This window comes from Streptomyces sp. NBC_01591, assembly GCF_035918155.1.
Taxonomy (GTDB): Bacteria; Actinomycetota; Actinomycetes; order Streptomycetales; family Streptomycetaceae; genus Streptomyces.
The window spans coordinates 1,539,806-1,563,202 of sequence record NZ_CP109327.1; the positions used below are offsets into that span (position 1 = coordinate 1,539,806).

14 protein-coding genes are annotated in these 23,397 nt (G+C 73.4%); 9 read left to right on the forward strand and 5 right to left on the reverse strand.

The window, feature by feature from the left end; genetic code table 11:
• The first annotated feature begins 122 nt into the window (after positions 1-122).
• From OG978_RS07265 to OG978_RS07295, 7 genes are read left to right on the forward strand one after another with little or no spacing between them, the layout of a single operon-like run.
• Positions 123-1,472, forward strand: coding sequence for an MFS transporter (locus OG978_RS07265; RefSeq protein ID WP_326764404.1), 1,350 nt, complete (start codon positions 123-125; stop codon positions 1,470-1,472).
• Positions 1,456-4,980, forward strand: coding sequence for an amino acid adenylation domain-containing protein (locus tag OG978_RS07270; protein ID WP_326764405.1), 3,525 nt, complete (start codon positions 1,456-1,458; stop codon positions 4,978-4,980). Before OG978_RS07265 ends, OG978_RS07270 begins: the two co-directional genes overlap by 17 nt.
• Positions 4,965-6,017 carry a MupA/Atu3671 family FMN-dependent luciferase-like monooxygenase gene (locus OG978_RS07275; RefSeq protein WP_326764406.1) on the forward strand — a complete coding sequence of 351 codons (1,053 nt, stop codon included), beginning with the start codon at positions 4,965-4,967 and terminating at the stop codon, positions 6,015-6,017. The genes OG978_RS07270 and OG978_RS07275 overlap by 16 nt, the downstream gene beginning before the upstream one ends.
• Positions 6,017-10,720, forward strand: coding sequence for a non-ribosomal peptide synthetase (locus tag OG978_RS07280; RefSeq protein ID WP_326764407.1), 4,704 nt, complete (start codon positions 6,017-6,019; stop codon positions 10,718-10,720). The genes OG978_RS07275 and OG978_RS07280 overlap by 1 nt, the downstream gene beginning before the upstream one ends.
• Positions 10,717-14,676 (forward strand): non-ribosomal peptide synthetase, encoded by a 3,960-nt coding sequence (locus OG978_RS07285; protein WP_326764408.1) that lies wholly within the window; start codon positions 10,717-10,719, stop codon positions 14,674-14,676. Before OG978_RS07280 ends, OG978_RS07285 begins: the two co-directional genes overlap by 4 nt.
• 5 nt (positions 14,677-14,681) lie before the next feature.
• Positions 14,682-17,966, forward strand: a complete 3,285-nt coding sequence (locus tag OG978_RS07290) for a non-ribosomal peptide synthetase (protein ID WP_326764409.1) — start codon at positions 14,682-14,684, stop codon at positions 17,964-17,966.
• Positions 17,963-20,002: a beta-ketoacyl synthase N-terminal-like domain-containing protein gene (locus tag OG978_RS07295; RefSeq protein WP_326764410.1), complete on the forward strand. Its 2,040-nt coding sequence runs from the start codon at positions 17,963-17,965 to the stop codon at positions 20,000-20,002. Before OG978_RS07290 ends, OG978_RS07295 begins: the two co-directional genes overlap by 4 nt.
• 74 nt (positions 20,003-20,076) lie before the next feature.
• On the opposite strand, the gene OG978_RS07300 is transcribed toward OG978_RS07295, so the two are convergent.
• The 4 genes from OG978_RS07300 to OG978_RS07315 all read right to left on the reverse strand — a co-directional run bounded on the left by OG978_RS07300 (position 20,077) and on the right by OG978_RS07315 (position 21,961).
• Positions 20,077-20,829 carry a thioesterase II family protein gene (locus OG978_RS07300; protein ID WP_326764411.1) on the reverse strand — a complete coding sequence of 251 codons (753 nt, stop codon included), beginning with the start codon at positions 20,827-20,829 and terminating at the stop codon, positions 20,077-20,079.
• Positions 20,830-20,888: 59 nt separating this feature from the next.
• Positions 20,889-21,377, reverse strand: a complete 489-nt coding sequence (locus OG978_RS07305) for a hypothetical protein (protein WP_326764412.1) — start codon at positions 21,375-21,377, stop codon at positions 20,889-20,891.
• 19 nt (positions 21,378-21,396) lie between these two features.
• Positions 21,397-21,630 (reverse strand): hypothetical protein, encoded by a 234-nt coding sequence (locus OG978_RS07310; RefSeq protein ID WP_326764413.1) that lies wholly within the window; start codon positions 21,628-21,630, stop codon positions 21,397-21,399.
• Positions 21,631-21,811: 181 nt separating this feature from the next.
• Positions 21,812-21,961, reverse strand: coding sequence for a hypothetical protein (locus OG978_RS07315; protein WP_326764414.1), 150 nt, complete (start codon positions 21,959-21,961; stop codon positions 21,812-21,814).
• 24 nt (positions 21,962-21,985) lie between these two features.
• Here OG978_RS07315 and OG978_RS07320 point away from each other — a divergent pair, with 24 nt between their 5' ends.
• A complete protein-coding gene (locus tag OG978_RS07320) occupies positions 21,986-22,492 on the forward strand; it encodes a TetR family transcriptional regulator C-terminal domain-containing protein (RefSeq protein ID WP_326764415.1) in 507 nt (168 codons plus the stop codon).
• A 273-nt stretch (positions 22,493-22,765) separates the two neighbouring features.
• Positions 22,766-22,972 (forward strand): hypothetical protein, encoded by a 207-nt coding sequence (locus OG978_RS07325; protein WP_326764416.1) that lies wholly within the window; start codon positions 22,766-22,768, stop codon positions 22,970-22,972.
• 3 nt (positions 22,973-22,975) lie between these two features.
• On the opposite strand, the gene OG978_RS07330 is transcribed toward OG978_RS07325, so the two are convergent.
• Positions 22,976-23,356, reverse strand: a complete 381-nt coding sequence (locus tag OG978_RS07330) for a YunG family protein (RefSeq protein WP_326769959.1) — start codon at positions 23,354-23,356, stop codon at positions 22,976-22,978.
• Positions 23,357-23,397 lie beyond the last annotated feature (41 nt).

The window sequence follows — 23,397 nt, forward strand, 5'->3', positions numbered from 1 at the left end:
TGAGGCGTGGCAACCAAACCATTCGACAGCTCCGGCACGACGTGCCGGACGTCGGTGCACAAGGGATCCGGATCCTGATGGGCGCCCGGATATCAACGGACATTCCCGGTCGTTTTTCGGGAATGGGGCCCTTCCTCCTCGTCTGGTCCGGTCAGGCGGTATCCCTGGCGGGAAGCGCGGCGGTCCGGTTCGCCTTCATCGTCGAGGTGTGGTCGGCCGGCGGGAACGCGACAGCCGTCACCATCCTGTCGCTGTGCGCCATGCTGCCGCAGGCCCTGTTCAGTCCCATTGCGGGTGCAATCGTCGACCGGATACCCAAGCGCACCGCGCTCCGGATAGCCGACGCCGGCGGGCTCCTCGTCGTGGGCACCCTGGCCCTGCTCCACTACCTCGGCGCGTTCCAGGCCTGGCAGGTCTATCCGGCCACCGTGCTGCTCGGCGTCTGTGCCGCCTTCCAGTTCCCGGCCCTGTCCTCGGCCGTTCCCCTCCTCGTCCGCAAGGACCAACTGGACCGCACCAACGGCCTGCTGGCCGGCGCGAAGAGTGCCGCCGGGATCGGCGGCCCCGCGCTGGGCGGTCTGCTCGTCGCGCTCTTCGGGATCGGCCCGACGCTCCTGGTCGACCTGGCGAGCTACGCGTTCGCCCTCATCGGCATCCAGCTCGTGCGCTTCAACGGCGACCGGGTGGCGAAGGCCACCACCGACGCACCGCGCCGACGGATCACCGCCGATGCGGTCGAGGGGCTGCGCTACCTGTTCCGGGTACCCAGCCTGCGCGACCTGATCGTCAACTTCTGTGTCGTCAACCTCGTCATGGTCTTCGGCTTCGCCCTCATCTCGCCGATGGTGCTGCTCCGGGCCGGCAACGGCGCACTCGCCGCGGTCAACACCTCGGTCGGCGTCGGCGGAGTGGCCGGCGCCCTGCTCATGGCGGCCTGGGGCGGACCCGCGAACCGGGGCCGGGGCATGATGCTCGGCGTGGTCGGCATGTGTCTGTCCGGCCTGGTGGTGATGGGCCTGGTGGGCAGCGTGACCGGCTGGTGCCTGGCGATCCTGGTCGGCGCCCTGCTCATGACCGTGGTCAACGCGTCGATGCAGACGATCGTGCAGACCAAGGTCCCCCACGAGTGGCACGGCCGGGTCTTCGGCGCGGTGATGTTCCTGTCGCAGATCTCCGTGCCCCTGGCCATGGCGGTCTCCGGACCGCTCGCCGACCACGTCTTCGAACCGCTGGCCGCCGAGGGCTCCGGGCTCTTCACCGGGCTCGGTCCCCTCGTCGGCGACGGTCCGGGCAGCGGCATGTCGGCGATGTTGTTCCTCGCCGGCATCGGCGGGACCGCGGTCGCCCTCTGGGGACTCGCCAGCCGCTCGATCAGGGACATCGACGTCCTGTTGCCCGACCTCGACGCACCTCAGGAGCCGGTCGAGCAGGGCGAGCACCAGGGAGGTGAGCGGGATGAGGTGCGTGCATGAACTGTTCGAGGAGCAGGCGGCACGGACGCCCGGCGCGACAGCGCTGATCCACGGCGGCGAACGGATCGACTACGCCGGACTCGACGAGCGGGCGGCCCGGTTGGCGGGTCTGCTGGCCGCGCGGGGCATCCGGGCCGGCGACACGGTCGGCGTGTACCTGGAGCGCTCCACCGCGCTCGTCGTGACGGTGCTCGGCATCCTCAAGGCCGGAGCCGGGTACGTGATGCTGGACCCCGGCTTCCCCGCCGAACGACTGCGCGCGATGGCCGAGGACGCGGGGGCCGCCCTGGTCGTCTCGGCCCGCGACGCCGCGCCCGGGATGCTCGACGTGGCGCAGGTGCACATCGAGGACGTACACGGGGCGCAGCCACTGCCGCGCGGCGCCGTCCCGGTCCGGCCCGACGACATCGCCTGCGTGATGTTCACCTCCGGATCGACCGGGCGGCCGAAGGGCATCGCCTCGACGCACCACGCGCTCACGGCCACCCTCACCGGACAGACCTTCGCGTCCTTCGGCCCCGGCGCGGTCTGGCTCCAGTGCGCGCCGCTGTCCTGGGACGCGTTCGCCCTGGAGCTGTGGGGGCCGCTCATGAACGGCGGGACCTGCGTCCTGCACCCCGGGCAGCGGCCCGAGCCGTTCGTGATGGCACGGCTCGTCGCCGAGCACGGCATCACCTCCATGTACCTCTCGGCGTCCCTCTTCAACGTCATCGTCGACGAGTACCCGCAGGTGATGGACGGACTGCGGGAACTCGTGGTGGGCGGCGAGGCCCTGTCCGCGCCGCACGCGGCCCGCGCCCTGGAGCGCCGGCCGGACCTGCGGCTGAGCAACGGCTACGGCCCCGTCGAGTGCATGATCTTCCTGACCGTCCACCCGGTGAGCGCCGCCGAGCTCGGCGCGGGCCCGGTGCCGATCGGCCGTCCGCTGGCGGGCAAGCGGCTGCACATCCTCGACGAGGAGCTCCGTCCGGTGCCGGACGGCCGCACCGGTGAGATCTACGCCGCCGGGGCGGGCGTCGCCCGTGACTACCGGGGACGGCCCGCGCTGACCGCCGAACGCTTCGTCGCGGCCCCGTCCGGTGAGCGCGTCTACCGCACCGGGGACCTCGGGCGACGACGCGCCGACGGGGTCCTCGAATATCTGGGCCGGGCCGACAGCCAGGTGAAGATCCGGGGCTTCAGGGTGGAGCCGGGCGAGGTCGAGAGCGTACTGGCCCGGCACCCCGGCATCGACCGGGCGGCGGTCGTCGCCCACGAGCACCCGGCGGGCGACCGCCAGCTGACCGCGTACGTCGTGCCGCGCGGCAGCGCCCGACAGGACTTCCGGGAAGCGGAGTTGCGCGCCTACGCCCGCGGCGTGCTGGCCGACTACCTCGTCCCGGCGGTCTTCGTACCGGTGGACGCGCTGCCACTGACCCCCAGCGGAAAGCTGGACCGGGCCGCCCTCCCGGAGCCCGGACCCGCGACGGCCCCCGCCGGCCGGGCGTCGGTGAGCGGCACCGTGGCCGCGCTGTGCGAGCTCTTCGCCCAGGTGCTGCACACCGACCGGGTCGGCCCGGACGACGACTTCTTCGCCCTCGGCGGCCATTCCCTGCTCGCCGCCCGGCTGCTGGGCCGGATCCGTACCGCGCTCGGCGCCGAGATCGACATCCGCGGGCTCTTCGAGGCGTCCACCCCGGCGCTCCTCGCCCCGTTCGTCGACACCGCTCCACCGGTGCCCCCCGCGCCGAGTGCCGTGCCCGGGAACGCTTCCGGGACGCTCCCGGTGTCGCACGCGCAGCACCGGCTGTGGTTCCTGGACCGGATCGGGGCCGGTGCCGCGTACAACCTGCCGATGCTGGTCCGGCTCCGGGGCCCGGTCGATCCGGCCGCGCTGGACGACGCCCTGGCCCGGGTCGCCGAGCGTCACGAAGTGCTCCGCACCGTCTTCGAGGAGTCCGACGGATCCCCCGTACGACGGGTGCTGAGCGGGGCTGCCGCGCGGCCGCCCTTCCGGCACCTGCGGATCGCCGAGGAGTCGATGGACCGGGAGATCGAGCGGGAGGCCCGCCACCGCTTCGACCTGCGTGCCGAACTCCCGGTACGAGCAACCCTGTTCACCGCCCGGGAGCACCCGGACGAGCACGCGCTCCTGGTGCTGGTCCATCACATCGCCGGCGACGGGTGGTCCCTGCGGCCGCTCTTCCGCGATCTGTCCCGCGCCTACGAGGCACGGGCCCGGGGCGCGGACGCGGCCGGACTCCCCCCGCTCACCGTCCAGTACGCGGAGCACGCCCGTCACCAGCTCGACCGGCTCGGCTCACCGTCCGACCCGCACGCGCTCGCCGCCCGCCAGCTCACGTACTGGCACAAGGAACTGGACGGGCTGCCGGCCGGCGGTCCGCTGCTGCCTCGCCGCGCCGGGCGTCCCGCCGTACCCGGTCCGGACGCGCGGGTCGTGGTGCGCCGGCTCGACGCGGCGGCCCACGCCCGGGTGGTCGAATCGGCCCGCGCCCGGGGCGCCACCCTCTTCATGGCCCTGCACGCCGCGCTGGCCACCGTGCTGGTACGGGCCGGTGCGGACGAGGACCTGGCGATCGGCGCCCCGGTGGCCGGACGCGCCGGGGACGGCAGCGTCGAGGACGTCGTCGGGTTCTTCGTCAACATGCTGGTGCTGCGCACCGATCTGTCCGGGGACCCCACCGCGGCCGAAGTGCTCGCCCGGGTACGGGAGACGGACCTCGCCGCGTTCAGCCACCAGGACGTGCCGTTCGAGGACGTGGTCGGCGCCCTCAACCCACCGCGCTCCCCCGGCCGTCAGCCGTTCACCGACGTGGTCCTGGCGCTCCAGAACAACGCGCGGGCCGAGGTCACGTTGCCCGGTGCCGAACACGGCGTCGAGGTCGTGCGCACCGGCGCCGCCCGGTTCGAACTCCTGGTGGACGTCACGGACTCCACCTCGGACCAGGGCGCACCGGACGGGCTGACGCTGACGTTCGAGTACCGCGGGGAGGCCCTCGAAGCGGAGTTCGTCCAGTGGCTCGCGGACGCCCTCCCGCAGGCCCTGGAGGCGGCCGCGACCGCCCCCGACACGCCCCTGTCGGGGCTGGGCCTCACCGGGCCGCCCCGGCGGGCCGGTGAGAACGACCGGATCGTGGCACCGGCCCGGCACCGCGCCACCGCCCAGCGCACGATGACCGCGCTGGAACGGGAGACCGCCGCCGTGTGGTGCGAGGTCCTCGGCGTGCCGAGCGCGGGTCCGGACGACGACTTCTTCGCTCTCGGCGGCAACTCCCTGCGCGCGGTGCGCGCCGTGGCCCGGCTCGGCGCCGGACGGCAGGTGACCGTGGCCCAGCTGTTCGCCGCGCCCACGGTCGCCGCCTTCGCCGCCGAGCTGGAACGGGCGGTCGCCCTGCCCGCCCCCGCCGCCGCTTCCCCCATCCCGCGCCGTCCCCGGGTGCCGCGGCGTCCGCAACCCCAGACCCAGCCCAGCAGAAAGCAGGAGGAGTGGCAGTGGACCTCAGTGTGATGTTCTTCGGTGCGGACAGCACCACCGCCGGCGCGGCCCGGCACACCGAGACTTACGAGGACATCCTCGCCGTGGCCCGTACCGCCGACCGGCTCGGGTTCCACGCCGTGTGGACCCCCGAGCGCCACTTCCAGCAGGTGGGTCAGGTCTTCCCCAGCCCGCCGGTGCTCAGCGCGGCGCTCGCCGTCGCCACCGAGCGGATCGGGATCCGCGCGGGCAGCGTCGTCCTGCCGCTGCACCACCCGCTGCGGGTGGCGGAGGACTGGGCCGTCGTGGACAACCTCTCGCACGGGCGGGTGGGCCTCTCCGTCGCCACCGGCTGGCACTCCAAGGACTTCACGCTGGCCCCGGGCCAGTACGCGGACCGCCGGCGCACCGCGCTGGAGACGATCCCGCGGCTGCGGTCGTTGTGGGCGGGCGAGCCCGCCGAGTACCCCGACGGCACGGGCACCCCGGTCTCCGTCACGCCCCAGCCCCGGCCCGTGCAGGACACCCTGCCGCTGTGGGTCACCACGTCCGGCAACCCGGAGACCTGGGAGGCGGCCGGACAGCTGCGCGCCGGGGTGCTCGGCGCGACCGTCGGGCAGAGCCGTGACGAGCTGGCCGAGAAGATCGCGCTCTACCGGGTCGCCTGCGCAGCGGCCCCCGACCAGCGGGGCACCGACGCACATGGCCGCGTCACGCTGATGGCCCACACCTACGTCGGCACCGACGACGCGGAGGTCCGCCGGATGGCGGGCGCACCACTCAAGACCTACCTCGCCTCGTACGTCCGCCAGACGGCGGCCAACCGGTCCGCGGACGCCACCACCGCGGGGCTCACCGAGGAACAGACTGCGATGCTCGCCGACTTCGCCTTCGAACGCTATCTGAGCTGGGGCAGCCTGCTCGGCTCCCCCGGCCACTGCGCCAAGATGCTCGCCGATCTGGCGGATCTGGGCGTCGACGAGGTCGCCTGCTTCATCGACTTCGGCATCGGACGGGACGACGTACTGGCCGGGCTGCACCGGTTGGCCGAACTGAAAGAGAACCTGTGATGAGCGCCCCCACCGTTTCGCGCACCGCCCCGGGTGCGGCATCCCCTTCCATGGCCGACCGGTTCGGCGCACTCGGCAGGGAGCAGCGGGTCCGACTGATGCGTCGCCTCCTGGAGGCGGGGCGGGCCCGCGAGATACCCGCCGTCATACCCCCGCGCGACCCGGGCCGCCGGGTGCCGCTCAGCCCCGCGCAGCACGACCTGTGGGTGTACGACTCGCTGTATCCCGGTACCCCCGCGCTCAACCTGTGCGCCGCCTACCACTTCGAGCAGCCCGTCGACCCGGGGCATCTGGAGGGGGCGCTGACGCTGATCCAGCGTCACCACGACATCCTGCGGACCCGGATCGTGACGGACCCGTCGGGTGAGCTGCATGTCGAGTTCCACGACGACGGGGCCTTCGATCTGGAGCGCGAGGATCTGCGGGGCACCGACAGGACGATCGACGAGGCCTTCGAGACCTTCCGCAGCCGCCCCTTCGACCTCGGCCGGGACAAGCTGATCCGGGCCCGGTTCGTCCGGGTCGACGAGCGGCGTTCCACGCTGATGCTGAGTCTGCACCACACCATCAGCGACTGGTGGTCGTTCGATGTGCTGCAGAACGAGTTCGCGCAGGCGTACGGCGCCCTGCGCGACGGTCTGGAGCCGCCCCTCACTCGTCCGGCCGTCCAGTACGCCGACTTCTCGTGCTGGCAGAGCGAGTTGGCGGAGTCCGGGGTCTTCGCGAGCCGGCTCGACTTCTGGCGGCGCTATCTCGCCGACCCGCCCGGTCCGCTCACCGTGCCGGGCGGGGCCGCAGCCGTCACCGAGGGCGACGGCATCGCGCAGATTCCCTTCCACATCGACGCCCCGACCACCGCCGCGGTGCGGGCCCTGGCCCGGGAGCGCGGCGCCTCCGTCTACATCGTCCTCATGGCCGCCTTCGCCGTCCTGGCGCACCGGGTCAGCGGCGCCGACGACCTGGTGATCGGCACCCCCATCGCCAACCGCGCGGCCAAGGGCCTCGACCAGGTGATCGGGTACGTCATGAATGCCGTGCCGACCCGATGGAAGGTGAGTGCGGACCGGTCCTTCGCGGACGTGCTCGCCGGGTTCGCGGTCGATTTCCCGGATCTGATGGCCAACGCGGACGTGCCGGTCGGCCGGATCGTGTCGGCTGCCGCGCCCGAGCGCAGCGCGGGCCGGGCCCCGCTGTTCCAGTGGGTGTTCATGCACCTGACGCAGCAGCCGAGCGTCTCGGTGATGAAGGAGTTCGCGGAGCCCGAGCGGATCCACACGGGCGGTGAGCACGATCTGGTCGGCGTGGTGAAGGACAGCGGTGACGGCATGGAGGGCAGCTTCGGGCTGCGCACCGATGTCTTCAGTCCCGAGACGGTGGCCCGCTGGACGCAGTGCTACGTCGAGCTCCTGCGGCAGATCGCCGCCGACCCGACCGCGCTGATCGGCGACATCGACGTGGTGCCGTCGGCCATGCGCGGTCGGCTGCTCGCCGGTTCCGCCGGGCCCGCCGCCCCCGCCCCGGTCTCGCTGCCCGAGCTGGTGACCCGGCAGGCGGCCCGCACACCGGGCGCGCCGGCCGTCGAGTCCCCGGGGCACACCCTGAGCTATGCCCAACTGGACGACCGGGTGGCCCGGTTGGCCGGCCACCTGGTCCGCCTCGGCGTCGGCCCGGGGCGGATCGTGGCCCTCGCTCTCGCCCGCGGCAGCGACTGGCCGGTGGCGGCGCTGGCCGTCCAGCGCGCCGGCGCCGCCTATCTGCCCGTCGACCCCGCCCACCCGGCCGAGCGGCTCCGCCGGGTCCTCGACGAGGCCGTGCCGGTACTCCTCGTCACCGAACCCGGCGCCGCGCCGCTGGAGACCGGTCTGCCGACCCTGGTCCTCGACGAGGCCGCCTGGGCCGGGGAGCCGCTGCCGCCGGGCGGCCCGGCACCCCACGATGCCGCCCACGTCATCCACACCTCCGGCTCCACCGGCACCCCCAAGGGTGTGGTGGTCACCCACGCCGGTGTGGCCGCGCTCACCCGGAGCCTGGTGGACGGCATCGTGCTGGACGCCGACAGCCGGGTGCTCCAGCTCGGGCCGCCCTCCTTCGACATCTCCGTCGGCGAGTTGTGCCTGGCCTTCGGCTCGGGCGGAACCCTGGTGCTGCCGCCCCCGGGCCCGCTCGTGGGCGAGGCCCTCGGGACGGTACTGACCGAGCGGCGGATCTCCTGCACATTCGTCCCGCCGTCCGTGCTCGCGACCGTGCCGGCCGGACCGCATCCGGACCTGCGCGCCCTCGTTGTCGGCGCGGAGGCCTGCCCACCGGAGCTGGTGGCCCGCTGGTCCGCCGCCGGGCGGCGTTTCCACAACGCCTACGGGCCCACCGAATCGACCGTCGTCTCCACCGTCTCCGGACCGCTGGCCGCCGACGGAACGGTGCCGCCCATCGGCACACCGGTGGCGGGCACCACCGCCTATGTCCTCGACGAGCGGCTCCGTCCGGTTCCGGCCGGTGTCGGCGGTGAGCTGTACCTGGCGGGTCCCGCGCTCGCCCGTGGCTACCTGGGACGTGCCGCGCTCACCGCCGAACGGTTCGTCGCCGACCCCTACGGTCCGCCCGGCAGCCGGATGTACCGCACCGGCGACCTCGCCCACCGTGACGACAACGGCAGCACGTACTACCTCGGGCGCAGCGACGAGCAGGTGAAGCTGCGCGGGCTGCGGATCGAACCCGGTGAGGTCGCCGCCGCGCTCACCGAACACCCCACCGTGGAAGGGGCGGTGGCCGTCGTACGGCACGACCGGGCGGACACCGCACAGCTCGTCGCGTACGTGGTGCCGGCGCGGGGGGCGGAGATAGACGCGGACGCGCTGCTCCTGCACGCCTCCGGGCGCCTGCCCGCGGCCATGGTCCCGGCCGCCGTGGTGGCTCTGGACGCGCTGCCGCTGTCGTCGCACGGCAAGCTCGACCGGGCCGCCCTGCCCGCGCCCGCCCCACGGACCGAGGACGCCGTCCGGCTCCCCGGGTCGGCGCGTGAGGAGATCCTCTGCGGGCTCTTCGCCGAGCTCCTGGATCTCGAACAGGCCGGTGCCGACGACGACTTCTTCCGTCTCGGCGGCGACAGCATCATGGCGATCCAGCTCGCCGCCCGGGCGCGGGCGGCCGGTCTGGTGCTCTCGCCGCACGACGTGTTCACCGTACGCACCCCGGCCCGGCTGGCCGTGCTGGCCCGCACGCCCGACGCCGACGCCCCGGAAGAGGAGGACACCGGAACCGGCCGGCTGCCCCTCACCCCGGTGATGCACTGGTGGCGCGAACAGGTCCGGGACACCGCCACGTTCACCCAGTCCATGCTGTTCCCCCTGGCGCTCGGCACCGGACTCGCGGCGATCGAGGAGGCCCTCTCCGTACTGGCCGAGCGGCATGCCGCGCTGCGGATGCGCCTGGTGCGCGAGGGCGACACCGGCTGGGAGCTCCAGGTACCCGAGGTGAGCGCACCTGCCGATGCGCGAGCCGTGCGGGTGGCCGTGCGGGTGGACGCCGATCTCCACGCCCGGGCGACGGAGCTGGCGCGCACCATCGCCCTCCGGCCCGAGCACGGCGAGATGGTGCGGGCGGTGTGGCTCGACCCCGGTGCCGGCCGGCCCGGTGCCCTGCTGCTGACCGTGCACCACCTGGCCGTGGACGGATTCTCCTGGCGGGTGCTCGGGCAGGAGCTCGCCGCGGCACTGGACGGCCGCCCCGAGGGCGACGCCGCGCCCGCGAAGACCGCCTCGTTCACCCGGTGGTCCCGGCTGCTCTCCCAGGAGGCCGGGCTACGACTCGACGAACTCCCCTGGTGGGAGCGGCAGCTGGCGGACGACACGGCCCGCCTCGCAGACGGGCGGTGGGCGGACGGCCGACGGGAGACCTTCACCTTCGAGCTGGACCCCGGGCTCACCCGCAGTGTGCTCCTCACCCTGCCGGGCGCCTTCAACTGCCGCCCCGACACGGTGATGCTGACCGCCCTGACCGCGGCGGCCGTCCAGCGGCGGGGCACCGGATCCGCGCTCGTCGTCCACCTGGAGGGCCACGGGCGCGAGGTCATCTCCGCCCCGGTCGACGTGTCCGGCACGGTCGGCTGGTTCACCACGCAGTATCCGGTCCGTCTGGACCTCGGTGCCGCTTCGGTGGTGCCGGGCGGTCAGCCGGGAGAGGCCCTGAAGTGCGTCAAGGAGCAGCTGCGGGGGGTTCCCTCCGGCGGGCTCGGCTGGGGTCTGCTGCGCTATCTCCACCCGGAGACCGGCCCGGCACTCGCCGCGCTCCCCGCACCCGATGTCCGCTTCAACTATCTGGGCCGGTTCGCCGCGGGCGACGCGGCGGGCGGGCGGCTGCTGGAACCCGGCCCGGACGCCGTGCCGCTGGCGCACACCCTGGAGGTGGACGTGCTGGCCCGTGAGGAGAACGGCGAGCCCGTCCTGGAGGCGAGCTTCTCCTACCCGTCGGGGGTGCTCACCGAGGACGAGGTACGCACACTGGCCGGGGCGTGGTCCAAGGCGCTCTCCGTCCTCGCGGACCACTGCGGGCCGGACGACGGGGCCGTCCACGCCCCGTCCGACTTCCCGCTCGTCGACCTGACCGGGGACCAGCTCGAACTGCTCGCGCAGGAGATGGACTTCGGCGACCTGGACGCCGGCCTCGACGACACCGACTCCACCGGCGGCGAGGGGGAGCGACGATGAACGCGCGCATCGCGGACGTACTGCCGCTCTCCCCACTGCAGGAGGGGCTGCTCTTCCACGCCGCCCGGCAGACCGACGGCCCCGACCCGTATCTGGTGCAGGCCCGTTTCCTGATCGGCCCCTCGGTCACCGGGGAGACGGTACGGGCCTCGGTCGCCGCGCTCCTGAACCGGCATCCGAATCTGCGCGCCTGCTTCCGGCACGAGCGCCTGGACCGGCCGGTCCAGGTCGTGCCGAAGGCGGTCGGGGTGCCGTGGACCGACGTGGACCTGACGGAACTCGCCCCGGGCGAGGTGCGCGTGCGGACCGACGAGGTGCTGCGCGAGGACGCGGCGCTCCGCTTCGACCTGGCCCGCCCGCCCCTGGTCCGTGCCACGTTCCTGCGGCACGACACCGGTGCCGAACTGATCGTGTCCTTCCACCACATCCTGCTGGACGGCTGGTCGATGCCGGTTGTCGAGCGGGACCTCGCCGCCCTGGTGGCGGGGTCCCCGCTGCCGCCCGCCGCGCCCTACCGGGACTACCTGGTGTGGCTGGGCGGCCAGGACCGGCACAAGGCGGAGGCCGCATGGTGCGAGTCGCTGGAGGGCCTGGAACGGCCCGTGCTGCTGGCCCCCACCGGAGCGGACAAGGCGCCCGACCGTTCACAGCTGTGGCTCACCACCGGCCTCACCGACATGCTGGTCCGGCGGGCCGCAGCGGCGGGCGTCACCCTCAACACCCTGGTGCAGGTCTCCTGGGCCCTGGTCCTGGCCAGGCTGACCGGCTCCCGTGACCTGGTCTTCGGCGCGGTCGTCTCGGGGCGCCCGCACGACCTGCCCGGCGTCGAGTCCATGGTGGGCCTGTTCATCAACACCCTGCCGGTACGGGTGCGGCTGCGGGACGGCGAGCGGGTGGAGGAGCTGCTCCGCCGGATCCAGGACGAGCAGTCCCGGCTGCTGGAACACCACCACGCCCGCGCCGCCGAGGTGCAGCGCGCCGTGGGGGCCGGCGAGCTCTTCGACTCGATCATCGCCTTCGAGAACTTCCCGCGGGGTTCCGGGAGCGACGACGGCCCGGGCGCCGTCCGCCTGGTGAAGGTGACGGACGCGACGCACTACCCGGTCACGATCGCGGCGGTCGCCGAGGACCGGCTGCTGCTGTCGGTGAGCTGCCGCCGGGGCATCTCCGCCACCGCGGTCACCGAGCGCCTGGCGCACGTACTGGAGCAGCTGGCCCGCTCGCCGCAGGCACCGGTGGCGGACGTCGACGCCCTGCCCGTGGCGGAGCGGCACCACCTGCTGGCCCTGGCCGACGGCCCGGCCTGCACACTCGCTGAACCCGCCACGCCGACCGGGCGGTTCGCCGACCGGGTGGCCCGTACCCCGGACGCACCGGCCGTCGACACGGACGGCGAGATCCTCAGCTACGCCGGGCTCGACGCCGCGTCGGACCGGCTGGCCGGCCGCCTCGTCCAGGCCGGTGTGGCGCCGGGGCACACCGTGGCCCTGCTGCTGCCCCGCTCGGCGTCCCTGGTCGTGGCCCAGCTCGCGGTCCTCAAGACGGGCGCCTGCTGGCTTCCCCTCGACCCGGCGCACCCGCCGGAGCGGCTGGCCCGGCTGATGACCGCGGCAGCGCCCGCCCTGGTCCTCACCGCGGGGACCGGCCCGGCCGCCACCGCGCTGCCCGCCGGTACCGCGGTGCTGGACGTCACCGAGGCCTCCCGGCCCGTGCCCTTCGACGGTGTTCCCGCTCATCCCGGGTCCGCCGCCTGCGTGATCTACACCTCCGGCTCCACCGGTGAGCCCAAGGGGGTGGTGGTCCCGCAGCGGGCGATCACCGAACTCGCCGCCGACGGCCGCTTCGCGGGCGGTGCCCACGACCGGGTGCTGCTGCACAACCCGTACACGTTCGACGCCTCGACGTACGAGGTGTGGATCCCGCTCCTGAACGGCGGGACCGTGGTCGTCGCCCCCGCCGAAGCGGTCACCCCCGACCTGCTGGAGCGGGTGGTGCGGGAACGGCGGGTCACCGCGCTGATGCTCACACCCGAACTGCTGCGCACCGTCGCGGAGATCTCGCCCGAGGCGCTGTCCGGGCTCCGCGAGGTGTGGTCCGGCGGCGACGTCCTCGCACCCGACACCGTGCTCCGGATCCAGGAGCACTGCCCGGACACCGTGGTCGTCAACGGCTACGGCCCCACCGAGACGACGGTGTTCGCCACCGCGCACACCGCCACCGGGGCGTCCGCGGGTCATCCGGGCGCCGTCCCCATCGGGCGTCCCCTGGACAACACCCGCGCCCGTGTCCTGGACGCCCGGCTGCGCCCCGTCCCGGCGGGCGCCACCGGTGAGCTGTACATCGGCGGCAGCGGCCTCGCCCAGGGCTACCTCGGGCGGCCGGTACCCACCGCGGAGCGGTTCGTCGCCGATCCGTACGGGCCGCCCGGCAGCCGCATGTACCGCACCGGGGACCTGGCCCGCTGGACGGCGGACGGCGTGCTGGAGTTCGCGGGCCGGGCCGACGACCAGGTCAAGGTGCGTGGTTTCCGGGTGGAGCCCGCCGAGGTCGAGGCCGCGCTGGCCGGCTGCCCCGGCGTGGCACGGGCCGTGGTCGGCGCCCGGCGGGACGCGGCGGGCGGCAAGCTGCTGGCCGCCTGGCTGGTGCCGGCTCAGGACATGGACCGGAAGGAGCAGTGGCACCGGACCCTCGACCGGGTGCGGGCGCATGCCGCCCAGCAGCTGCCCGCGCACCTGGTGCCGTCGCTGTGGGCCCGGATCGACGAGATGCCCCTCACCCGCCACGGGAAGGTCGACCGGGCCGCGCTCCCCGACCCCGGCCCCACCGGGGAACCGGCGGCCCACCGGGCTCCGCGCACCCCGCGAGAGCGGGAGCTGTGTGCCCTGTTCGGCACGGTGCTCGGGGTCCCCGCGGTCGGGCCCGACACCGACTTCTTCCAGGCGGGCGGCCATTCACTGACCGCGCTGCGCCTGAAGTCGAAGATCGAGACGGTCCTCGGCGTACGGATCCCGGTCTCCGCCCTGTTCGACGCGCCGACCCCGGCCGGTCTCGCCGCCCGGCTCGACGCGCCGCCGTCCGCGAACCGACCCGCCCCGCGGATGCCGCTGCGCCCCACCCGCGCACGCCCCGGGTCCGCGACGACGTCGGACGAGCCGCACCACAACAGCCTGGAGCATGTGCTCACCCTGCGGACCGGCAGCAATCGCACCCCGCTCATCTGCGTGCACCCGGGCCTCGGTATCAGCTGGTCGTACGTGAACCTGCTGCCGCACCTCGATCCGGCCCGCCCGGTGCACACCCTGCAGAGTCCGGCGTTGCTGACCGGGGTCGGGCAACTCCCGTCCACCATGGGCGAGATGGCGGACCTGTACCTGAGCAGCGTCCGTGAGCTCCAGCCGCACGGACCGTATCTGCTGCTCGGCCGGTCCTTCGGCGGTCCGCTCGTCCACGAACTCGCGGTGCGGCTGCGCCGGGCCGGCGAGGAGGTCCGGATGCTCGCCGTGGTGGACGCCATGCCGATGCCGGACGAGATCAGGCGCAACCCGCTGGCCCCCGCCGCCGTGGAGGACGAGATGCTGCGCATCCTGCTCCACTCCCATGCGCCGGAACTTCCGTTGCCGAACGGGCCGTTGAAGCGGTCCACGTTGTTCGCCCAGGCCCGCGAGGGCACCTTCGACGGCCTCTCCGAGGCGCAACTCCACACCCTCGTCGACGCCGGGGCGCATCACACCCGGCTCGTACGGGAGTGGCGCCCGTCCCACTACGACGGCGCGACGACGCTCTTCTCCGCGACGCACGACGACTGGCCGACCACGGCCGAGAAGACCGAGGCCTGGAAGCGCGTGACCGCCGCGCTCGATGTGCACGAACTGGACTGCGGTCACAGCGACGTACTCACTCCGGGCCCGGCGGCCGTGATCGCCGCGGTCCTCGAAACCGCCCTCCGAGGGGACTGAGAACCATGACCGTCGACGCCGTCGAGCTCATCGACCTCTACGCCGGGGAGGGCGACGGGGACGAGGAGTACGAGTTCCCCGCCTCCGACGCCCAGAGCCGCCTGCTGGTCCTCGACCAGCTGAATCCGGGCTCCCCCCAGTACAACGTCCCGGTCGCCTTCGCGGTGCACGGGCCCTTCGACACCGAGGCGTTCGGCCGTGCGCTGGACGCGCTCGTCGCCCGCCACGAGGCGCTGCGGACCGTCTTCCGGACCGCCGACGACGGCACCCCCGCGCAGCGCGTCTCGGCCGTCGGACGGGTGCGGCTCACGGTCCGGCGGGCCGTGTCCGCCGCCGGTGCGGACGCCCTGGTGCGCGCCGAGGCGGCCCGCCCCTTCGACACCGCCGCGGGGCCGCTGCTGCGCTGCACCGTGTACGCCGTCGAGGACGGCAGCCACCGGGTGCTCCTCGTCGCCCATCACCTGGTCTGCGACGGCTGGTCGCTCGGGCTCATGCTGGAGGAGCTGTCCGACGGGTACCGTCACGAGGCCCGGGGTCTGGCGTACCGGCCGGCCGAACTACCGCTCCAGTTCCCCGACTACGCGGCCTGGCAGCGGGAGCGCGCCGCGGACGGCGCGTTCGAGGCGTCCGTGGAGCACTGGGTCGACCGGCTGCGCGGCGCTCCGACCGCAATGGAACTGCCGCTGGACCGCCCGCGCCCGCCGGTCCGCACGGCCGCGGGGGGCACCGAGCGCTTCCTCCTCGGCGCCGAGGTCAGGGAGCGCCTGGCCGAAGTGGCCGCGGTTCAGGGCGCCACCCCGTTCATGACGATGTTCGCGGCGTACGCCGCGTTCCTCTCCCGTCTCTCGGGCGCCGAGGACCTGGTCGTCGGCTACCCGTCGTCGGGGCGCGAGCGGTCCGAACTCCAGGAGATGGTCGGGATGCTGACCAACACCCTGGCGATGCGGGTGGACGTGTCCGGCGACCCTTCGCTCGACGAACTCACCCGCCGGGTCCGGGCCTCGATGCTGGCGGCACAGCCCCACCAGGACGCACCGTTCGAGGCGGTGGTCGACACCCTCGCCCCGGTCCGTGAGACCAGCCACGACCCGGTGGTGCAGGTGGCGCTCAGCTACGAGGACGAGGCCGCGCCGGATCTGCGGCTGCTGGGCGCCACGACCGAACGGCTCGCCCTGACGCTGGACACCGCCAAGTTCGACTTCCACCTGTTCATGGAGCGGTGGGGCGCCGGACTCGCCGCCCAGTTCATCTACCGCAGCGACCTGTTCGAGGCCGGGACGGTCCGCCGCTGGACGGACAACTTCCGTACGCTGCTGGCCGGGCTCCTCGCGGACCCGTCCGCACCGCTGTCCGCCGTGGAGCTGGTGCCGGCCGACGAGCGCCGCCGGACCATCGCCGGCGCCGACCGCCTCGCGGAGGCCGCGCCGCCGGACCGCCTGGTGCCCGACCTGATCGCCGACCGGGCGGCCGAACGCCCCGATGCCACGGCCCTGGTCTGCGGCGACCTCCGCCTGAGCTACGCCGAACTGCTCGCCCGGGCCGACGCGCTGGCCGCCCGGCTGCGCGCCGCCGGGGTGCGGCCCGGCTTCCGGGTCGGTCTGCTGCTGCCCCGCTCGGCCGACCAGGGCATCGCGGCCCTCGCCGTCCTGCGCGCGGGCGGCGCGTACGTTCCGCTGGACCGGGCCCACCCGGAGGCCAGGCTCCGCCACATGGTGGAGAGTTCGGGCACCGGACTCCTCCTGACCTCCCGGGAGACCGCGGAGAAGGGGCAGAGCCTGGAGGTGCCGTGCATCCGGGTCGACCGCCCGGCCGTCACCGACCCCGTCACACCGGGCTCCGCCCCGACCGGTGCCGCACCGGGCCCCGAGGACCTCGCCTACGTCCTGTTCACCTCGGGCTCCACCGGCGTCCCCAAGGGCGTCGCCATCGAGCACCGGGCGCTGGTCAACCTCACACAGGCGGTCCGGCACTCCTTCCCGGTCGAGGCCCACGACCGGGTGCTGCAGTTCGTGTCGTTCGGCTTCGACGTCGCCGTGTCCGACCTCTTCTTCCCCTGGGTGGCGGGAGCGGAACTGCACATCCCGCGGGAGGACGAGCGGATCGGCGAGGCGCTCCTCGATCGGCTGCGGGACTCCCGCATCACCTATGTGTTCCTGCCGCCGTCCGCCGCGATGCTGCTGCCCGACCTGACCGGACAGCTCCCCGACCTGCGGACCGTCGCGGTCGGCGGCGAGGCGTGCCCCGCCGAACTGGTCGAGCGGCTCAGCGCGCCCGGACGCCGGATCGTGAACGCGTACGGCCCCAGCGAGGTGACCGTCTACGCGACCACCGGGGACCTCACCCCCGGTGAGCCCGTGGTGCTCGGCGGCGCCGTGCCCGGCGCCCGGGTCTACGTGCTCGACGAGCGGCTCCGGCCGGTCCCCGCCGGGGTCGCCGGTGAGATCTACGTGGCCGGTGCCTCGCTGGGGCGGGGCTACATCGGCCGACCCTCCCTGACCGCCGAACGGTTCGTCGCCGACCCGCACGGCGCACCGGGCACCCGGATGTACCGCACCGGCGATCTCGGCCGGATCGACGCGCAGGGTCTCATCCACTACCTCGGGCGCTCCGACCTCCAGGTCAAGCTGCGCGGCGTGCGCATCGAGCTCGGTGAGATCGAGACCCTGCTGGCCGGTGCGCCGGGCGTCGCCCTGGCAGCGGCCACCGTCCGCGGCACGGGCACCGCCCAGCGGCTCGTGGCGTACGTCGTGGGCCGGGACGGGGCGGCGCCCCCGGACGCGGAGCTGCGCGCCCATCTCGCCCGGCGGCTGCCCGGGTCCATGGTGCCCGAGGTGTTCGTGCGCCTGGACGAGATGCCGCTCAGCAGCAACGGGAAGATCGACCGGGCCCGGCTGCCGGAACCCGCCACCGTGCGGTGCCGGCCGGACGGCTCGACCACCGTCGAGGGAACCGCGACCGAGCAGCTGGTGGCCGGCCTGTGGGCTCGGGTGCTCAATCTCGAACTCGTCGCCGTCACCGACCACTTCTTCGATCTGGGCGGCAATTCGATCCGGCTGCTGAGCGTCCTGTCCGCCCTGCGCGAGCTGGGCACGTACGGCGGACTCGGCCTGGTCGACCTGTTCCGTCACCCCACCGTCAGCTCCCTCGCCGCCCACCTCGACCGGTCGGCCCCCGGGGCCCCCGCCACCGCTCCTCCCGCCGACACGGCCGCCGCGCGCGGCGGTGACCGGCACGCCCGACGCACCGCCGCAGCCCGACGACTCAGCAACCGGAAAGGCTCCACACGATGACCGAGAACGCAAGCGCCGCCGAGCCCCTCGCAGCCGACTCCGCGATCGCAGTCGTCGGAATGAGCGGCCGCTTCCCCGGCGCGCCCGACCTGGACACCTACTGGGAGAATCTGCTCGGCGGGCTCTGCTCGGTGACCGATTTCACCGAGGCGGAACTGATCGCCGACGGCGCCGACCCGCAGGAGGTGCGCGGCCGCGACTACGTACCGGCCAAGGGCCATCTCGCGGACGCGGACCGCTTCGACGCGGAGCTGTTCGGCTTCAACCGCACCGAGGCGGCGGCCCTCGACCCCCAGCACCGGCTGCTCCTGCAGACGGCCTGGTCCGCGCTGGAGGACGCCGGCCGCAGCCCGCTGGGCGGGTCGGCACGTACCGGCGTGTACGTCGGCGGCGGCCCCACCGAGCACATGCTGGCCGCGCAGACCGACCCACGGCTCGCCGCGTCCCTCGGGGCGCTCCAGGTCCGTATCCTGACCGACCGCGAGTTCCTCGCCCCGTGGATCTCCTACCGGCTGGGCCTGGAAGGTCCGAGCCTGACGGTGCAGACGGCCTGCTCGACCTCGCTGACGGCGGTGCACCTCGCGGTGCAGTCCCTGTTGCTCGGCGAGTGCGACACGGCGCTGGCCGGAGGCGTCGCCGTGGACACGGTGCGCAAGCGGGGCTACGTCCACCAGCAGGGCGGCATCTACTCGCCGGACGGCCGCTGCCGGCCCTTCGACGAGCGGGCCGGCGGCACCGTGCCCGGCAACGGCGTGGGCGTGGTCGTGCTGCGCCGGCTGTCCGACGCGCTCGCCGACAACGACCCGATCAGGGCAGTCATCCGGGGCAGCGCCGTCACCAACGACGGAGCCACCAAGGTCGGGTTCACCGCGCCCGGCGTCGACCAGCAGACCGCCGCGGTCGTGGAGGCCTGGGCGGCGGCCGGTCTCGACCCGGCCGACGCCCAGTACCTGGAGGCGCACGGCACGGCCACCGCGCTCGGTGACCGTATCGAGGCGGCGGCGGCGACCGCCGCGTTCAAGGGAGCGCTCGGCACCGGGCGGATCGGGATCGGCTCGGTGAAGTCGAACATCGGCCACCTGGACGCCGCGGCGGGCGTGGCCGCGCTGATCAAGTCGGTGCTCATGCTGGAGCACGCGACCCTGGTGCCGAACGCCGACGCCGGCCGCCCGCACCCCGAACTGGGCTTCGACGACTCGCCGTTCCACCTGGTCGGACGGGCGACCGCCTGGCCGGAGCCCGAACTCGGCCCCCGGCGGTCCGGGGTGAGCTCGGTCGGCATCGGCGGCACGAATGTGCACGTGGTCCTGGAGGAGGCGCCCCGGCGCACCAATGCCGGTGAGCCGGCCGCCGAGGGTGCACCGGAGGTCCTGCTGCTGTCCGCCCGCACCCGGGAGGACCTCACCGCCATGGCCGGGCGGCTGGCCGAGGCGCTGCGGGCGCCGGGGGCCCCGTCCCTCGCCGACACCGCGCACACCCTCTGCCTGGGCCGTGCCCCGATGGCCGTGCGCGGCTATGTGCGGGCCGAGGACCGGGCCGGGGCGGCGGATCTGCTCGCCGAACTGGCCTCGGGCGGTGCGGTGGGCCGCGGCGGGCCCGACCCGCTCGGCGATGCCTGGCTGGCGGGTGAGCAGGTGGTGCGGGAGGGCGGCGGCCGACGGGTCGCGCTGCCGTCCTACCCCTTCGCCGGCGAGAGCCACGGCGCGTACCGCCTCGTCCCGGTCGCACCGGTCGGGGAGCAGCCGGAGCAGGGCGGCCGTTCCGCCGACCTGGAGCAGGACATCCGCGCGCTGATCGCCGAGGCCCTGGGCCTGGCGGACGCCGACGATCCGGAGATGACGTACTTCGCGGCCGGCGGCGACTCCCTGACCGCCGTCCACCTGGTCGGGTGCCTCCGGGACGACTTCGACCTCGATGTCCCCATCACGCTCTTCCTGGAACAGCTGACGCTGCACGAGATGGCCCGCCGGATCGTCGCCGCCGGGGAGGGCGACGACTCCCTGGACGCCCTGCTCTCGGAGTTCGAGGCGGAGTGAGTGAGGACACCGCACAGGGCTTTGGCCCCGACCCGGAAGGGGGCCGGGGCCAAAGCCCTGTGCGGTGCGTGGTGTCAGACGACCGTACGGGAGACTCGCCCGGACACCTGCGCGGCGACGAGATCCGCGACGTAGGGCAGGTGGTCGCCCAGGAAGAAGTGGCCGCCGGGCAGCACATGCCGCTCGAAGGGTCCTTCGGTCTCCCGCTCCCATGCCTGTACGCCCTCGACGGAGACCCGGGGGTCGCTGTCACCGGTCAGCGCGACAACCGGGCAGTGGAGCGGCGGCCCGGGAACGTGGACGCGGGCGAACAGCATGGCGTAGTCGGCGCGCAGCGGCGGCAGTGCGAGCTCGAGGATCTCCGGATGGGCCAGCAACTCCTCGTCCGTGCCGGACAGCAGCCGCATCTCCGCGATCAGGTCGTGGTCGCTGGGCGGGTCGGGCAGCCGCGCGCTCCGCGGCCGCGACGGGCCCTCGCTGCCCGAGACGAACAGCGCCGCGGGCTCCCGCCCTTCGGCTGCGAGCCGCCGCGCCGTCTCGAACGCCAGGAGCGCGCCCATGCTGTGGCCGAACAGCAGCAGCGGCCGGCTCCCGCTCGCGGGGAGCGAGGCCAGCACCGCGTCCACGACATCGCCGAACCGTTCGGCGAACGGTTCGGCGATGCGGTCGTGCCGCCCGGGGTACTGCACGACCAGTGCCTCCACCGTCCCCGTGACCGCGGTCGACAGCGGGACGTAGCCACTTGCCGAACCACCTGCGTGCGGGAAGCACAGCAACTGCGCTCCGGTGTCGGGGGCCGGGCGGAAGCACCGTATCCAGTTGTCCACGACATCCCTTCTCTCGTGCTTTCGGTCCGGTCCGTGACCGACTGCGTCTACGGTATCGCTCACTGTGCGGCGGCGATCCAGCTCTCCAGCTGTTCACGGGTGGTCGCCGGGTCCGCGACGAGAACGGCGAGTTCGTCGTCGCGGGGTTCCAGTGTCGTCAGGGCGGGGCAGCGGTGGCAGGCCTCGACACCGACCTGGTTCCACCACTTGCAGTGCGGGCGGAGGTGGCACCGTGGCACGGCGGCCGGGCCGGGCTCGGCCGGCACGGTCGTGATGCGTTCGATCAGCCCGCAGGCCTCGCCGACCCGGTTCGCACAGTCCGAAACGCAGTGCGAGGCGAACCGGAGCACCCGGTTGGGGGCGATCCCCTCCGGAATGCTGCCGAGAACGTCGGCGGCGGGTACGGGTTCGGCCAGGTAGGCGACCTGATCACGCTCCCCGGACCGCACGCCGAGGACAACGGACTCCGGGCGGCTCGCATCACCGCTCGGACACCATCTGAGGGGGCTTTCCCGCCCGTCCAGGGCAAGGTCCGCAGTGCTGTCCACGGTGCTCACCTCCGATTCGTCAGCAGGAACGCGGAACAGTCGAGTTGACCACCATGCCGCCGATGACTCCGTCGGTGACGGCACCCTTCTGCTGCTCGGCGGCGACCGCCTGTGCGATGCTCCTGGCGAGCTGCTCCTGGGTGGTGATCCGCTCCGGACGCTCGGCGGCAGCGGCGTTGGTGGTACCGCCCACCGTGACGAGACCGGCAACGAGGGCTGCGGCAGCGGCCGCCGTACGAATGCTGTTGTTCATCCCTGTCCTCCATGGCGTCGGTTATGGCTTGCAGGAACCGACGCTAGGGTCCGTTTCCCGCCGCGATCGGCAGTTGCGGCGGCGGCTCGGGGGCTTGTTCCGCCGCCTCCGGGCACCGGTCCTCCCGCCGGTTGCTCATTGGTCGCGCCGTCAATAGCGTCGCCGGTATGTCGTCAAGCCCTCAGCGGAAGCGGATCCGTAAGTCCCGTCGGACCGACGTGCGGAAATCGTCGACGCGGCGGCGGCCATCGCCCTGACCGAGGGGCTGGAGTGCATCACGCTGCGCCGGATCGGCGAACAGCTCGGTGTCCTCCCCGGCCTCATCAGCCATTGCTTCCCCGCGGTCGAGGACCTCGTGGCCGAGGCGTTCGGCACCGCCGCCGGTGCCGAACTGAACACCCTGCTGCCGACGGACCGGACAGCGGAAACACCCACGGACCGCCTCGCACGCTTCTTCGCGCTCGCGACGGGCGCCGCATACGACGACATCAGCCGGCTGTGGATCAACGCCCGGCACCTCAGCCGCTACCGGCCCGCCCTCCGCGACAGGGTCGGCCACCAGGAAGCGCTGTGGCGGGGCCGCCTGGAGGACCTCGTCCGTGACGGGGTCGAGTGCGGCGACTTCCGCACCGCCGACCCGTATGTGGCGACCATTCAGATCCTGGTCGTCATCGACGGCCTCGGCGCACACGCCAATACCGAAACCGCGGACCGCCCCGAGGCCGTCACGCGGATGGCCGTCAGCACGGCCGAACGCGAACTCGGCCTGGAGAGCGGCACGCTCACCAGGCGCAGCGCCGACACCTCTGGAGGCGGGCGCGGAGCCCCGTCGACGGGACGGGCTGTCAGTGGTGGTTCATAGAATCCCGCCATGACTCGGTGAACAGAACCCGATCCGCTGCCGTCGGCCCCACCCATGACGTCGACGGGCCATTGCCCATCGACATGGCGGTCACCCGCCGGGTCGCCGAGGCGAAGCGGGGCGCCATGTCCGAAGCGTTCCGCGCAGCCGGGGTCGGGGACGGGAGCGGCTGGCTGACAGAGCTCGTGCGGCCGGAGTTCGACAGCTTCCAGGCATTCGTCGCAGAGCTCCGCAAACGACGCCGATCCCGATCACGTACCGCTGATACCGAAGTTGTGCGCGGAGATTCTCGGCGACGACGCCCGTACGGACCGTGCCCTGGTCGGTGACCAGCGGATGGACGCGCCGTTCTTCCACTACGGGGATCTCATGGTGAAGGGGCATCTGGACGTGGTGGCCCCGTTCGTGGTCACCGGCTCGTTGACCGCCGAAGGCTGTCTGGCCGATTGCGGCCCCGACTCCGTCGTCCCGGAGAGGTGACGCCTACGAACGAAGCACCGCCACGACTCTGCTGCGGAGAAGTTCGTACTCCTCGCGGAGCCGCACGATCTCCGCAGGTCGTTCGATCACATCCCCTCCGACGACGATCTCTTCCGGGCGGAACTGCTCGCGGGTGAGATCGACTTCGATCCCCATGCCCAGACGGTTCCACCAGTGGTAGTCCACTCGCTCGCCGTTGACATGAACTTCACCGCGGATCAGCTCACCGCCCAGCAGATCGTGCACCACCAGGGCGGTGACACCGCACTGGTCGCGCGCCGGATTGTCCGGAGTCCAGTTCGGACGGTGATCCGGCGTCGTGGTGTCCGCGCCCCAACCGCCGCGAATGGCCCGCTCGAGGTCGTTCAAGTTCCTCACTGTCATGCCGCTCAGCCTCGCAGACGCCTCTGACAATCCACGTGCCC